This window comes from Comamonas kerstersii (genome assembly GCF_008801935.1).
Lineage (GTDB): Bacteria > Pseudomonadota > Gammaproteobacteria > Burkholderiales > Burkholderiaceae_C > Comamonas > Comamonas kerstersii.
Map to the genome: position 1 here is coordinate 283,529 of NZ_VZOT01000001.1, position 15,218 is coordinate 298,746.

Sequence of the window (15,218 nt, forward strand, 5' to 3'; positions counted from 1 at the left end):
AGCGCCGACATTGCGCTCGGTGCTCCACCCCGCTTTTTTCGCCCGGCCCTGTGCTTGGCAGCCCTGCTTTCAAGGTTCCCCCATGTCTGACCAAAAATCGAACAAGCCCGAAGCGTCCGTCTATCGCGCCACGCTGAACATGCCCGATACCCCCTTCCCCATGCGCGGCGATCTGCCCAAGCGCGAGCCCAACTGGGCCAAGGAATGGGACGAGCAAGGCGTCTACAAGCAGCTGCGTGACGCCCGTCGTGGTGCGCCCAAGTTCATCCTGCACGATGGCCCCCCCTACGCCAACGGCAAGATCCACATTGGCCACGCCGTGAACAAGGTGCTCAAGGACATGATCGTCAAGAGCCGCCAGCTCGAAGGCTATGACGCGCTGTATGCACCCGGCTGGGACTGCCACGGTCTGCCGATTGAGAACGCCATCGAAAAGCTGCATGGCCGCAACCTGCCCCGCGACGAAATGCAGGCCAAGAGCCGCGCTTTCGCGACCGAGCAGATCGCGCAGCAGATGGTGGACTTCAAGCGCCTGGGCGTCCTGGGCGACTGGGACCACCCCTACAAGACCATGAACTACGCCAACGAAGCCAATGAGCTGCGTGCGCTGAAGAAAGTCATGGAGCGAGGCTTTGTCTACCGCGGTCTGAAGCCCGTGTACTGGTGCTTTGACTGCGCCTCCTCGCTGGCCGAGTTTGAAATCGAATACGCGGACAAGCAGTCGCAGACGCTGGACGTGATGTTCCCCGCAGCCGATCCAGCCAAGCTGGCTGCAGCTTTCGGTCTGCCTCAGCTTTCCAAAGAAGCGTTTGTGGTGATCTGGACCACGACTGCGTGGACCATCCCTGCTAACCAGGCGCTGAACGTCAACCCCGATCTGGAATACAGCCTGGTCGACACCGAGCGCGGCCTGCTGATCGTGGCTTCCGCTCTGGTCGAAAAGTGCCTGGCCCGCTGGAAGATCGAAGGCACCGTGGTTGCCACCGCCAAGGGCGAAAAGCTGGACCACATGCCCTTCAAGCACCCGCTGGCACACGTGGACAAGGGCTTTGACCGCATCTCGCCCGTGTACCTGGCCGAATACGCCACGGCCGAAGACGGTACCGGTATCGTGCACTCGGCCCCTGCCTATGGTGTGGACGACTTCAACTCCTGCGTGGCCAACGGCATGGAGTACAAGGACATCCTGAACCCCGTGACCGGCAACGGCGTGTATGCGGCTGACCTGCCCATGTTCGGCGGTCAGCACATCTGGAAGGCTGTGCCCGTGATTCTGGATGCCCTGAAGGTGGCTGGCCGCCTGATGGACACCACAGGCCTGACCCACAGCTACCCCCACTGCTGGCGCCACAAGACGCCCGTCATCTACCGTGCGGCCGCCCAGTGGTTCATCCGTATGGACGAAGGCGAAGGCGTGTTTACCGACCCCGCGCAAAAGCCTGAGAAGACGCTGCGCCAGATCGCGCTGGAAGCGATTGAGCAAACCAGCTTCTACCCCGAAAACGGCAAGTCCCGCCTGCGCGACATGATCGCAGGCCGCCCTGACTGGTGCATCTCGCGCCAGCGCAGCTGGGGTGTGCCCATCCCCTTCTTCCTGCATGTGGACACGGGCGCTCTGCACCCCCGCACCATGGAGATCATCGACCAGGCGGCCGACATGATCGAGCAAGGTGGCATCGAGGCCTGGAGCCGCGTAACCACCGAAGAAATTCTGGGTGCCGAAGAAGCCAAGCACTACACCAAGAGCACCGACATTCTGGAAGTGTGGTTCGACTCTGGCTCCACCTTCTGGCACGTGCTGCGTGGCTCGCACCCTGAGCACCACCACGACAGCGGCCCCGAGGCTGACCTGTACCTCGAAGGGCACGACCAGCACCGCGGCTGGTTCCACTCTTCGCTGCTGCTGGCTTCTGCCATCTACGGCCGCGCGCCCTACCGCGGCCTGCTGACCCACGGTTTCACGGTGGACGGCCAGGGCAAGAAGATGTCCAAGTCGCTGGGTAACACCGTGGCGCCACAGGACGTGTCCAACAAAATGGGGGCGGAAATCATCCGCCTGTGGGTGGCTTCGACCGACTACTCGGGCGACCTGGGCATTGACGACAAGATCCTGGCCCGCGTGGTGGACGCCTACCGCCGCATCCGCAACACCCTGCGCTTCCTGCTGGCCAACACCAGCGACTTTGACGCTGCTACCGACTCCGTACCTTACGAGCAGCTGCTGGAAATCGACCAGTACGCGCTGGCACGTGCGGCCGAGCTGCAAAAGGAAATCCTCGGCCACTACCACGTGTACGAGTTCCACCCCGTGGTTGCCAAGCTGCAGCTGTTCTGCTCAGAAGACCTGGGCGGCTTCTATCTGGATGTGCTCAAGGATCGCCTCTACACCAGCGCACCCAAGAGCCTGGCCCGCCGCTCGGCCCAGACCGCACTGCACCAGATCACCCATGCGCTGCTGCGCTGGATGGCGCCTTTCCTGTCCTTCACGGCCGAAGAAGCCTGGAAGATCTTTGGCAACAGCAACTCCATCTTCCTGGAGAAGTTCACCGACCTGCCCGCAGGCGACGAAGCCTTGCTGGCCAAGTGGAAGCGCCTGCGCGACATCCGTGACGTGGTGAACAAGGACATCGAAACCGTGCGTGCCGAAGGCAAGATTGGCGCATCGCTGCAAGCCGAAGTAACGCTGGCCGCCGAGCCAGAAGATCTCGCCCTGCTGCAATCGCTGGGCGATGACCTGAAGTTTGTGTTCATCACCTCGGCAGCCAATGCTGTGGCTGGTGACGCACTGCAGACCACGGTGAAGGTCAGCGAACACGCCAAGTGCGAGCGCTGCTGGCACTACCGCGAAGACGTGGGCGTCAACCCCGAGCACCCCACCCTGTGCGGCCGTTGCGACAGCAACCTGCACGGCGAAGGTGAAGTCCGCACCAAGGCCTGAGCCTTAAAAAGATGAGCTGTTAGCGCCTGTATTTGCTTGGTTTCAATATGAAAACTATCTGAAACCAAGTATTTACAAGCGCAAGCAGCTATTGTTTTATTTGCAAACCGCTTTCACTGTAAAGATTGGCCATGAGCAGCACCCCAGCGCCCACCACCGACCTGCAAGCACGCAAACCGGCCTACTGGCCCTGGCTGATCTGGGCCGCGCTGCTGATCTTTGTGGACCAGATCACCAAGCAGTGGATTCTGAACATCTTTGAATATGGTGACTGGGCCCCCATCACCAGCTTCTTCAACCTGGTTCGTGCCCACAACACAGGGGCAGCATTTTCCTTTCTGGCCAGCCATGACGGCTGGCAGCGCTGGCTGTTTGTCGGCATTGGCGTGATTGCCACCGTGCTCATCATCTGGCAGCTGCGCAAACACCCCCAGCAGAAGTTCTTCTGCTTTTCCATTGCCTCCATCCTCGGCGGTGCCTTGGGCAATGTGATTGACCGCCTGCAGCACGGCTATGTGGTGGACTTTCTGGACTTTCACCTCGGCGGCTGGCACTACCCGGCCTTCAACGTGGCCGACATTGCCATCTGCGTGGGCGCCGCCTGCCTGATCCTGGACGAAATTCTGCGCGCAAGACGTGCCAAGCGGACAAACACTGCTGCCTAAACAGCCCCCAGACCCAGCTACAGCCAGCCCACCCTCGCGGTGGGCTTTTTCTTGGGCATGCTCCGTGCATGTGCTCCAAAAAGTCGCCCCGAAAATTTTCGTTTCAATAGAATCTGATATTTTCGTTTTGGTTCGATTGTTTTCTTTATTCCGCACCTACTTGTGCGTGATGGGCCGGCCCTGAGAGCGCGATTGGCAGCCTCAAGGGTATATTCCTTGGCGTCATCGTCTGATCCATGAAGCATTTACTCAATCTCTTAGCCGCCATTGCCCTGCTGGTCTGGGGCACACAGCTGGTACGCACCGGAGTGCTGCGTGTTTTTGGTGCCAATCTGCGTGAATTTCTCTCGCGCGGGGTCAGCAACCGCCTGCGCGCGGTACTCTCGGGGATTGGTGTCACCACCATCGTGCAGTCCAGCACGGCCACGGCGCTCATCGTCTCCTCCTTTGTGGGGCAGGGCATGGTGTCGCTCACCGCAGCGCTGGCCGTGATGCTGGGTGCGGACGTGGGCACCAGCGTGATGGCTGTGGTGTTTTCGCTGGACCTGTCCTGGCTGTCGCCACTGTGTATCTTCACCGGCGTGGTGCTGTTTATTTCACGCCAGGACACAACTGCAGGCCGCGTGGGCCGGGTGCTGATTGGTCTGGGGCTGATGCTGCTGGCCCTGCGGCTGATCAATGAGGCCACCACGGTGCTCACGCAAAGCCCCGTCATGGTGACCCTGCTGGAAGCACTGACCAGCGACATCACCATGGAAGTGCTCACCGGCGCTATTCTGGCCATCATCTGCTACTCCAGCCTGGCCACCGTGCTGCTGGTCTCAACCCTGGCAGCGTCTGGCGGCATTCCCGTGGATGTGGCACTGGGCCTGGTCATTGGTGCCAACCTGGGCAGCGGCTTGCTGGCCGTGATCACCACCCTCAAGGCCAATGTACAGACCCGCCAGGTGCCCCTGGGTAATCTGATTTTCAAGATCATTGGCGTGCTGCTGATGGTGCCGCTCACTGGCCTGTGGGCAAGTTATGCCTCCCAGCTGTTGCCAGATCTGGCCAGCCAGGTCGTCATGTTCCACCTGGCCTTTAACGCCGTTGTGGCCGTGGTGTGCATTGCCTTTACTGGCAAGGTGGCATGGATGGTGCAGAAAATCCTGCCACAGCAGGAGGAAGAAGCGTCGCTGTCCACCTCTCGCCCACGCCATCTGGATGTGTCGGCCCTGAGCACACCTTCGCTGGCTATTTCCTGCGCCGCGCGCGAAGCCTTGCACCAGGCCGATGTGGTAGAAGCCATGCTGCTGGGCCTGCAGAAAGTGTGGATGAGCGACGACCAGAAGCTGTCGGAGCATCTGCGCAAGCTGGATGACGAAGTGGACGATCTGTACTCCGCCATCAAGTACTACATGACCAAGATTTCCCGTGAGGAGCTGGACGAGCATGAAGGCCGCCGCTGGACGGAAGTCATCAGCTTCACCATCAATATGGAGCAGGTGGGTGACCTGATCGAGCGCGTGCTGCAGGACCTGGAAGACAAGAAGATCAAGAAGGGCCGCCAGTTCTCACAGGCGGGCCTGGAGGAAATCAACCGCCTGCACGAGCATCTGGTCTCCAATCTGCGTCTGGCCATGAGCGTGTTCCTGACCGGCAATGTGCGCGATGCACAGAAGCTGCTGGAAGAAAAAGTACGCTTTCGTGATCTGGAACTGGCCTACTCTGCCACCCACCTGGGCCGCCTGTATGACAACACGGTGCAAAGCATTGAAACCAGCTCGCTGCACATTGACATGATCAGCGACCTCAAGCGCATCAACTCCCTGCTGTGCTCTGTGGCCTACCCCATCCTCGAGCAGGCTGGCGCCCTGGCTCCCAGCCGTCTGCGTGAGCAAAAGGGCTGAACCAGCCACTGAACAAAAAAACGCCCACTGAAAAGTGGGCGTTTTTGCTGGCAGCTCAGATCTGCTCTTATGAGTGCGTGGTGTTCACGCCATCCACGATCACATGGTGTGTGCTGCGTGCACGAGGGTGGATAAAGAAGTGGTCGCTATGGATGGTGTGTGGCTTGATGTGCTCCAGATCCGCATTCAGCTTCTGGCCCTGCTTGTCATGCACGGCATACAGAATGAAAGGAATGGCGGCAACAATCAAAAAGCTCACCACCAGGCTGCTGACGTATACGTCCATGCCATGTGCGCCCGGCAAAGAGCTGGGGGGCACAAAAGAGATCACAAAGGCAAACAGTGAAACCAGGAAGCCCACACCGGCAATCAGCAGCTTGAAGGTCTTGCCTCCAGGCACGTTGAAGGCGCGCTTTTTCTCAGGTTGCTTGCACACCAGGTGCATATAGCCCAGGAAGAGCATGAAGTAGCTGCACAGATAGATCACCACGGTCAGCGACATCGCAATCAGGAAGGAGATGTTGTTGCCGCCCCCTGTGTTGGTGAAGACAATCAGCGCTACGGTGGTAATCACCAGCTGGCTGATCACCAGTGCCACGGGCACACCGTTCTTGTTCACGCGGCTCAGCGCCTTGGGCAACAGACCACGCTGCGCCGTCACCAGCATGCCGCGCGAGGGGCCTACGATCCAGGCAGCAACCTCAGCCAGCACTCCCAGCATCAGCAAGGTAGCAATGATGCGGATGGTCCACTCCACGCCGGGGCCAAACTGACCAATCAGCACTTCAAAGGCTTGCATCACGCCAGCGGACAGATTGATCTCGGCATGCGGAATGACCGCAGCCACAGACAGACCGCCGATAGAGCTGAGCACAATGGCTGCCGCCATCAGCAAGATGATGGCCAGCGGATAATCACGCCCGGGGTTTTTCATCTCGTTGACGTGGGTGGCCGAAGCTTCCGCGCCCATGTAGCTCAGGATAAAGGCTACAAACACCACCATCGTGCCCAGCTTGGTGAAGTCCGGGAAGAAGCTGGCAGCGTCCATCTTGATCTGCAGTGTTGCACCGCTGGACAGGTAGCTGATAGCCAGCAGCACCAGAATGGCGGCAGGCAGCAAAATACCTGCGAAAAAGCCCAGTTTGGCAATCTTGGCGGTGTACTTGGTCCCCCCGAACTGGGTGAAGGCCAGCAGCCACAGAATCACCAGCCCGCCAATGGTCTTGAGCACGGGGCTGGTATTGAGTTCAGGCCACTTCAAAATGTATGACAGGCACCCCAGCACGAAATACAGCATGGGGATAAAGCCAATGGCAATCTGCAGATAGCCAAAGGTGATGGCAGCAAAGCCCCAGCGCTCGCCGAGCGTGTTGGAGACCCAGGAGAAAACGCCACCTTCTTCCCAGCCTTCTACCGTCGCCATTTCTGCAGAGCACAGGCCCAGTGGCACAAACCACAGCAGCCCGCCCAGCAGTAAGAAGAACACCAGGCTAAAGCCCGAGGTGGCAAAGGTGGGGTATTCATAGACCGCCATCACCATGGATGCGGTGATGGCAAAAAAACCGATCAGACTGAGCTGATTTTTTGCGTTTGATGCTTGCGCTGTGGCCATAAGTCCTCCGCCGGATAAAAAAATGGCATGCCGGGAAGCAATCTCCACAGGCATGCCAGGACTAGCGTTTAACGGTGGCTAAATCCACCTGCTTCCTTTTCCGTCAACGGGTTGGAGACAGGGTGTGCCTTGAAGTACTCCAGCGCACGCTTCATGTCCTCAATCAGCAAGGAGGCCAGATCGCGGCTCACGCCGTGGCGCACCAGAATGCGCTGCACCACCAGGTCTTCACGGTTGGCAGGCATGGAGTAGGCAGGCACCTGCCAGCCGCGGCTGCGCAGGCGGTCCGCGAAGTCATACAGGGTGTAGCCGTTGATGGCATCGGGGTTCTTGAGCGTCCAGGCCAGCGCAGGAATGCCGTGCTTGGGGTTGCCATCAAAGATGATCTTGAAGTCGCCCAGCTTTTCAATTTCCTTGGCCAGATACATGGCGGTGTCATAGCAGGCACCATGCACCTTGGTATAGCCCTCACGGCCCAGGCGCAGGAAGTTGTAGTACTGCGCAATCACCTGGCCACCGGGGCGCGAGAAATTCAGCGCAAAGGTGGGCATATTGCCGCCCAGGTAGTTGACGTTGAAGATCAGCTCTTCGGGCAGATCCTTGGCTTCACGCCAGATCACCCAGCCCACACCCAGTGGTGCCAGACCAAACTTGTGGCCGGAGGAGTTGATGGACTTCACGCGGGGCAGGCGGAAGTCCCATTCAATTTCAGGAGCACAGAAGGGCGCCAGGAAGCCGCCACTGGCGCCGTCCACGTGCATGGGGATGTCCAGACCGGTTTCCTGCTGCAGCTTGTCCAGCGCATCGTGAATCGCTTTGACGGGCTCGTACTGGCAGGTAAAGGTCACGCCCATGGTGGGCACCACGCCGATGGTGTTTTCGTCCACGCGCTTGAGCACTTCGTCCGGATTCATGATCATGCGATCGCCTTCCAGCGGCACTTCGCGGATTTCCACATCAAAGTAGCGCGCAAACTTGTGCCAGCAGATCTGCACGGGGCCGCAGACCATGTTGGGGCGGTCGGTGGACTTGCCCTGCGCTGCGCGCTTCTTGCGCCACTGCCACTTCAGGGCCAGACCACCCAGCATGGCCGCTTCCGAAGAACCGACGGTGGAGCAGCCCAGCGTGGTCTCGGGCGAAGGGGAATTCCACAGGTCCGCCAGCATGTGCACGCAGCGGCTTTCAATTTCCGCGGTCTGGGGGTATTCGTCCTTGTCGATCATGTTCTTGTCGATCGACAAGTCCATGATGGCGCGCGCATAGTCATCCACCCAGGTCTGGCAGAAGGTGGCCAGGTTCTGGCGCGAATTGCCGTCCAGCATCAGCTCGTCACGTACGGCGCTGAACACATTGCGGCCATTGAGCTCGTTTTCTGGAAAACGCTTTTTGGGCAACGACGAGAGCAGCTCTCGCGATGCATAAATATCGTCATTCAGGTTTTGCGCCATCTATTACCTCTCTCTTTCAACATCAAGTTTGCACATAGCAAAGATTTTTTACTACGGCTTGGACTTTGTACCAAACATTCCTTCCAGAGGAACGCCGCAGACGCCAAGAAGGAAAAAAGACTACGCAAGCAAAACGCACGAACCGACACTGGACATGAAGAGCCTCGATCATTTCATAGATTCTTTTTAATAAGAAAAAATATTCATGAAAATAAAAAAAGCCGGCATGTCTTCTTGCCGGCTTTTTACATGCTAAAAAAATGAGACTGGATTAAAGCTCCAGATAATCGCCCAGCACCAATGTTGCCTCCGGTGTAAAACGCCCGGCTTTCAGCCAGGCCAGCAAGGTTTCATGGTCAATGCAGGCAAATTGCTGCACTTCGCCATCCTGGTTGCTGGGCGTCACCTCCTGCGGCACCGTGCCCACAAACCAGTCGATGCGCTCGCGCATATAGGCAGCGCCACCCGGCACCTCATCGCTGGGGCATGCAAACATCACATGGCCACCATGGCGCAGGTGGAGCAGCTGGGTGACATCCAGCCCAGCCTCTTCCTGGGTTTCACGTGCCAGCGCCTGCTGCAGGCTGTCGCTGGCCGAGACCATGCCACCCATCAAGGTGTCCCACTTGTCGGGGTGGTTGGCCTTGGTGCTGCTGCGCTGCTGCACCCACATGCGGCCATCCTGCGCCAGACCAATGAGATGTACGGCATGCGTTGCCACACCCAGCACGCGCACCACTCCACGCTCTACCGTCGCCACGCGCTGGCCCTGCGGGGTGCAGACGGCAATCTGCTCATCCCGCCAGGGACCGCTGCGCCCCTGCTCACGCAGCAGCTGTGCCAGCGCATTCAGACCAAAGCTGGCATCAGGGGCTGTCAGGCTCCAGGCATTGCCCAGCCCTGGTGTTTTTTTCTGTGTCAGCGTAATGCGCTGCCCTCGCAGGAAATCGACCCCCACCCGTTCCAGGAAACCCTCTGCGACCGTGCCTATGACCTGCCCGTTCCAAAGCAGGGGCATGCGCGGTTGATCAGGCGGGCGCTGTGCCGCATCTCGGAGTTTTTCCAGCCAATCCATGCTCTTTCCTCGCTCCTTCACACCATCAAAATGGTCGACCCTGTCGTGCGCCGTGCCTCCAATGCCTCGTGAGCCGCACGCACCTCGTCCAGCGCAAAGCGCTGGTCAATATGAATCCTGACCTGACCGCTGCTCACTACGGCAAACAGGTCATCTGCCATGGCCTGTGTCGTCGCACGATCATGGGCGTAGACAAACAGGCTGGGACGCGTCACATACAGGCCCTTGGCAGTCAGTGCTGCCAGAGACACCGGCGGCACGGGCCCCGAGGCATTGCCAAACGAGACCATCAGCCCAAAGCGGCGCAGGCAGGCGATGGAGCCCTCCCAGGTGTCCTTGCCTACGCTGTCGTAGACCACTTTCACGCCCAGCCCCTGCGTGATCTCCTGCACCCGTGCGGCAAAGTCTTCTGTTCTGTAATTGATAGCGTGTGATGCCCCATTGGCAAGCGCCAGCTGGCATTTTTCATCACTGCCTGCCGTGGCGATCAGCTGCAGCCCCAGGGCCCTGGCCCACTGGCAGGCAATGAGCCCCACACCACCGGCGGCGGCATGGAACAGCACATAGTCCCCAGCCTGCAGACCCTGCATAGGCTGGCATTGCTTGAGCAGGTATTGCACCGTCATGCCCTTGAGCATCATGGCAGCTGCCGTGTCAAAACTGATGTTGTCAGGCAGCCTGCAGACATGGGTGGCCGACATGACGCGGCGTTCGCAATAACTGCCCGGAGGGTTGCATGCATACGCCACCCGATCTCCTGTTTGAAGATGGGTAACGCCGTCACCTACGGCCTCCACCACGCCCGCAGCTTCCATGCCCAGCTGCAAAGGCAGGGGCAAGCTGTACAGGCCGGAGCGCTGGTAGACATCAATAAAATTCAGTCCCACTGCGTGGTGGCGCAACAAGATTTCTCCCGGACCGGGCTGCCCTGCATCTCGCACCACGAGGTCCATGACCTCGGGGCCGCCGTTGCGCTGTATCTGTACCGCCTTGCTGAGTATCGCTGACATATTTTTTGCCTCCTTATTCTGATGAAACGCTGTCACCTGCATCATCGTGCCACGTTTGGACGGCTGTCTGCGATTTGTCTCCGCTACCATTGCCGGCCATGAGTTCCCCTTTGACTATTGGCACGGCTGCCATGTTGACTTTGGCTCCACTGATGTGGGCTGGCAATGCCATTGTGGGCCGCCTGGTACACGATCTGATTTCCCCCTTCACCCTCAATCTGCTGCGCTGGTGCATTGCCTTTGTCATCCTGCTGCCCTGGGGTGGCTATGTACTACGCAAAAACAGTACCATGTGGAAGTGCTGGAAGCAGTACGCCGTCCTCGGCGTGCTGGGCATTGGCTGCTACAACGCCCTGCTGTATCTGGCACTCAAGACCTCCTCGGCCATCAACGTGACGCTGGTGGGCTCCAGCATGCCCATATGGATGCTGCTGATTGGCCGCATCTGGTTTGGCACGGCCATCAGTGGCCGTCAGGCCGTGGGGGCCCTGCTGTCCGTGCTGGGCGTGGCCGTGGTGCTCAGCCGCGGAGATGTGAACCAGTTGCTGGGGCTGCATCTGGTGCCGGGGGACTGGTTCATCCTGCTGGCCACCATCGTCTGGTCGTTCTACAGCTGGCTGCTGGCGCGCAGCGGCCAGACCATGCAGGGGCAGGAAAGCATTCGCAGCAACTGGGTGGGCTTTCTGATGGCCCAGATGCTGTTTGGCATTGCCTGGTCAGCCCTGATTACCGGCGGAGAGACAGCCGTGGGCGATCTGGTGTTCGTGCCCAGCTGGCAACTGGCTGCTGCCATGCTGTTCATTGTGATTGGCCCGGCCATTCTGGCCTACCGTTTCTGGGGCGAAGGGGTGCGCCGCGCAGGGCCTGCGACAGCGGGATTTTTTGCGAATCTGATTCCGCTGTTCACCGCCCTGCTTTCCATTCCGGTGCTGGGTGAGGTGCCACAGCTCTACCATGCGCTGGCCTTTGCGCTGATTGTGGGCGGGATTGTGGTCTCGTCCCGCAAATAAGGCAGGCGGCAATCACAGTGCAACAAAAAAGCAGCTTTTCAGCTGCTTTTTCTGTGTGTCCGGGCAGCGCCTCAGAAAGTGCCAGCGTACAGGCCACCGTCAGGCAGGATGTTCTGCCCCGTCATATAGCCTGCCTGCTGGCTGCACAGGAAAGCACAGATGGCACCGAACTCATCGGGCGTGCCAAAGCGCCTGGCCGGAATCTGCGCAGACTGTGTCTTGCGGATGTCCTCCAGCTCCTTGCCACTCTTGGCGGCAGCCGCCTTGAAGGTGGTGGCCAGACGGTCGGTATCGAACTTGCCAGGCAGCAGGTTGTTGATGGTCACGCCCTTGGCGGCAATGCCAGAGCGCGCCAGACCGGCCACAAAGCCTGTCAGCCCTGTACGCGCGCCATTGGACAGCCCCAGAATGTCGATCGGCGCCTTCACCGCGCTGGAGGTGATGTTGACGATGCGGCCAAAGCCACGCGCGGCCATGCCATCCACGGTGGCCTTGATCAGCTCAATCGGCGTGAGCATGTTGGCATCCACGGCCTTGATCCAGTCGGCACGCTCCCAGTCACGGAAGTCGCCGGGTGGCGGGCCGCCCGCATTGGTCACCACAATGTCAAAGTCCTTGCCGGGGCCTCCGGGTACGCTGAACACGGCGGCGCGGCCTTCTGGCTGCGTGATGTCGCAGGCCACAGTCAGCACCTGTACGCTGGTGTTCAACGCCTGCAGCTGCTCGGCCGCAGCCTGCAGGGCTTCTGCACCACGGGCGTTGATCACCACATTCACACCTTCCTGCACCAGCGCCTTGGCACAGCCAAAGCCCAGGCCCTTGCTCGCGCCGCAGACCAGCGCCCATTTGCCTGCAATTCCCAGATCCATTGCTTATCTCCTCTTTGTACTTGCTAGCGTCTACCTGACAGCGCCTGGCTTCTTGGCCCAGCGCGTAAACACAAAAATGCCCACCATGACCAGGCTGGTGCCTGCAACCATCCAGACATTCAGCTGCTCATCGAGCAGCCACACGCCCATCAAGATGGTGGACAGCGGGCCAATCATGCCGGTCTGCGCTGTCATGCCGGGGCCGATGCGCTCAATCGCCATCATGACCATGAGCACCGGCGCTACCGTGCAGGCCGTGGAATTGAGCACGGACAGCCACAGCACCTCGGGCGCCACTGCCATGGCCGAGATGGGATGGGTCAGCAAAAACTGTGCAATGCAGAAAAAGCAGGCCACGCTGGAGGCCAGACCCACCAGCCGCAGCGAGCCCAGGCGCTTGACCATCTCGCCGCTGTAGACCATGTAGATGGCATAGCTCACGGCACTGGCAAACACCAGCAGCGTGCCCCAGATGGCATCACTGCCCTGCGCGCCCACCTCATGCCCAAAGACCAGCAGCACGCCGCAATAGCTCAGCAGCATGCCGACAAACTGCATCCAGGTAATGCCGCGCTTGTAGACCACCCAGCCAAAGAGCACGACCAGGGTGGGGTTGAGGTAGAGAATCAGCCGCTCCAGCGCCGCTGTGATGTAGGCCAGCCCGGCAAAGTCCAGATAGCTGGCCAGGTAGTAGCCACTAAAGCCCAGCCCCAGCACGCCCAGCCAGTCCTTGCGTGTGAGTGCTGCCTGCCCGCGCCCGGCCCACCATGCCATGAGCAAAAAGATGGGCAGCGCAAACAGCATGCGGTACATGAGCAGCGTGACCGCATCCACCCCATAGCGATAGGCCAGCTTAACGATGATGGCCTTGCCACTGAAGGCAATCGCCCCCAGCACCGCCAGCGTCAGGCCTAGCGCTACCCCTTTAGGAGCTTTTTGCGCTGGTGGATTCTGGATTTCAGACACTTTTATATTGCAAACCTAGATAAATCAAACGCAAGGCGCTATTGTTTTAAAGAATCACTCAGTGCTTGCCGCCAAACAGCTTGTGATGCAGGCGGCGCAGCGACCACCAGACACTGAAAGCCACCACGGGAATGGCCACAGCCGCCGTGATCTCAGGCGAGAGCGGCCAGCCCAGCTTCTGCGCGCCCTTGCTCAGATAAGTAATCAGCCCCGTGATGTAGTAGGTGATGGCCGCTACAGACAGTCCTTCCACCGTGGACTGCAGCTTCAGCTGCGTGCCCTGGCGGTCATTCATGGTCGCCAGAATTTCCTGGTTGCTTTGCTGCTGCTCGATTTCCACACGCGTGCGCAGCAGATTGCTCACCCGCGAGACACGCTGCGACAAGGCATTCTGGCGGTGCACAGCCCACTCGCAGGTACTGCGTGCGGGCGAGAGGCGCCGCTCCATGAACTCCTGAATCGTCAGCAGGCCAGACAGGCGCTCTTCGCGCAAGTCCTGAATGCGCTTGTCCACCAGCTCAAAGTAGGCCTTGCTGGCAGAAAAGCGCGAATGGGTGGCGGCATATTCACTCTCCACCTGCCCCGCCAGCCGCGTCAGGTGGTCCAGCAGCGCAGGCTCGGCATCGCGATCCGCCTCGCGGATGGCATTGGCCAGCTCAGCCAGTTCTTTTTCTGCAGCGCCCAGCACACTGGCGGCCTTGCGCGCAGCAGGCAGGCCCAGCAAGGCAGCCATGCGGTAGGTTTCAATCTCCAGCAGGCGCTGCACCAGACGGCCCATACGGCGTGCGCTGATGCTGTCTGAAGGCTTGACCAGCATGCGCGAATAGCCATCGGCATGGATGGCAAAGTCGGTGCAGACCTCGGTATGCCCCGCATGCACGGCCGCGCCCGCCAGCGTGTCTGCATTGAGCATTTGCTGCACCAGATGCTTCATGCCCTTGCCTTCGCACTGCGCATCCTTGACGATCCACAGGTGAATGCTGCTCAGGCACTCGCCAGGCAGGTTGCGGAGCCACTGCTGCGGCACCTCTTCCATGGCTGTGAGCGGTGCACGCGTATCCAGCGGCGCATCGGCAGGCAGTGGCACCATGAAGGTCCAGCTGACAAACTCGGTATGCAGCTCCCAACGCAGGCGAAAAGTGCCCAGATCTACACGCAGGTGCGTGCAGTCTGCATCCGGTCCCGTGCAGTGGTGGTCGTGCAGCAAGGCAGCCAGATGCGCACGACTGGCCTCACGCTGCGCCGGGTCTGCCAGCATCACCACATGGGCAATGGCGGCCGGGCCTTCAATGGCTTCGGCAGGCCGGGCATGGACTTCGTTGTGCAGCAGCGCACGCAGGGGGTGCTGTTGGGGATGCGAAAGAACGGGCATAAGCGGAGAAAAACGATCAGCACATATTGTGCGGCGAACCATGACTGCCCCGCTCCACACGATTGCAGTAGCCCCATATCGCCATCATGGGCACATGAAAAAGCCCCGCCGTGGCGGGGCTCAGTCACTGTGCGGGAGCAGGCTTAGAAAGCTTCCCACTCATCGTGGCTTTGTTGCATAAATGCTCGGCGAACAGCTTGTACGCTCAGGCTATGAGCGGATCGACGCTTTTCCTGTCCTTTGCAAAGCTTGCTCAATCCAAGAACGATCAATGAAAGCAGCCAATTGATCAAGCTGATCTGGCGCTTGAGAGAGACATTGGCGCAATGCGCCTGAGAGAACACCCATCAATGAAAAAGGCAAC

Annotated in this window: 11 protein-coding genes; 4 read left to right on the forward strand and 7 right to left on the reverse strand. The window is 59.7% G+C overall.

The window, feature by feature from the left end:
• The first annotated feature begins 82 nt into the window (after nt 1-82).
• From ileS to F7P80_RS01400, 3 genes are all read left to right on the forward strand, one after another.
• Entirely contained in the window at nt 83-2,938 is a 2,856-nt protein-coding gene (gene ileS, locus F7P80_RS01390; RefSeq protein WP_077344419.1) for an isoleucine--tRNA ligase, read from the forward strand.
• Nucleotides 2,939-3,069: 131 nt separating this feature from the next.
• Nucleotides 3,070-3,603, forward strand: a complete 534-nt coding sequence (lspA, locus tag F7P80_RS01395) for a signal peptidase II (protein ID WP_054065096.1) — start codon at nt 3,070-3,072, stop codon at nt 3,601-3,603.
• A gap of 236 nt (nt 3,604-3,839) precedes the next feature.
• Complete coding sequence (locus F7P80_RS01400; protein ID WP_151042234.1) at nt 3,840-5,492, forward strand: Na/Pi cotransporter family protein; 1,653 nt, start codon at nt 3,840-3,842, stop codon at nt 5,490-5,492.
• 67 nt (nt 5,493-5,559) lie between these two features.
• Here the strand turns inward: F7P80_RS01400 and gadC are convergent, their stop codons facing one another.
• From gadC to F7P80_RS01420, 4 genes are all read right to left on the reverse strand, one after another.
• Nucleotides 5,560-7,104 carry a glutamate/gamma-aminobutyrate antiporter gene (gene gadC, locus F7P80_RS01405; RefSeq protein WP_077344420.1) on the reverse strand — a complete coding sequence of 515 codons (1,545 nt, stop codon included), beginning with the start codon at nt 7,102-7,104 and terminating at the stop codon, nt 5,560-5,562.
• 68 nt (nt 7,105-7,172) lie between these two features.
• Nucleotides 7,173-8,552, reverse strand: coding sequence for a glutamate decarboxylase (gene gad, locus F7P80_RS01410; protein ID WP_151042237.1), 1,380 nt, complete (start codon nt 8,550-8,552; stop codon nt 7,173-7,175).
• A gap of 271 nt (nt 8,553-8,823) precedes the next feature.
• Complete coding sequence (locus F7P80_RS01415; RefSeq protein ID WP_151042239.1) at nt 8,824-9,627, reverse strand: NUDIX hydrolase; 804 nt, start codon at nt 9,625-9,627, stop codon at nt 8,824-8,826.
• Between the two features lie 17 nt (nt 9,628-9,644).
• On the reverse strand, nt 9,645-10,637 hold the full coding sequence (locus F7P80_RS01420) for a quinone oxidoreductase family protein (RefSeq protein ID WP_151042241.1): 993 nt from the start codon (nt 10,635-10,637) through the stop codon (nt 9,645-9,647).
• Nucleotides 10,638-10,735: 98 nt separating this feature from the next.
• Between F7P80_RS01420 and F7P80_RS01425 the strand changes: the two genes are divergently transcribed.
• Nucleotides 10,736-11,647: a DMT family transporter gene (locus F7P80_RS01425; protein WP_151042243.1), complete on the forward strand. Its 912-nt coding sequence runs from the start codon at nt 10,736-10,738 to the stop codon at nt 11,645-11,647.
• A gap of 71 nt (nt 11,648-11,718) precedes the next feature.
• Here F7P80_RS01425 and F7P80_RS01430 read toward each other — a convergent pair whose 3' ends face one another.
• From F7P80_RS01430 to F7P80_RS01440, 3 genes are read right to left on the reverse strand one after another with little or no spacing between them, the layout of a single operon-like run.
• The gene (locus F7P80_RS01430) at nt 11,719-12,516 is read right to left on the reverse strand and encodes an SDR family oxidoreductase (protein ID WP_151042245.1); all 798 of its coding nucleotides are present in this window, start codon (nt 12,514-12,516) and stop codon (nt 11,719-11,721) included.
• A gap of 30 nt (nt 12,517-12,546) precedes the next feature.
• Complete coding sequence (locus F7P80_RS01435) at nt 12,547-13,482, reverse strand: DMT family transporter (RefSeq protein ID WP_077344422.1); 936 nt, start codon at nt 13,480-13,482, stop codon at nt 12,547-12,549.
• A 58-nt stretch (nt 13,483-13,540) separates the two neighbouring features.
• Nucleotides 13,541-14,854 (reverse strand): DUF3422 family protein, encoded by a 1,314-nt coding sequence (locus F7P80_RS01440; RefSeq protein ID WP_054065089.1) that lies wholly within the window; start codon nt 14,852-14,854, stop codon nt 13,541-13,543.
• Nucleotides 14,855-15,218 lie beyond the last annotated feature (364 nt).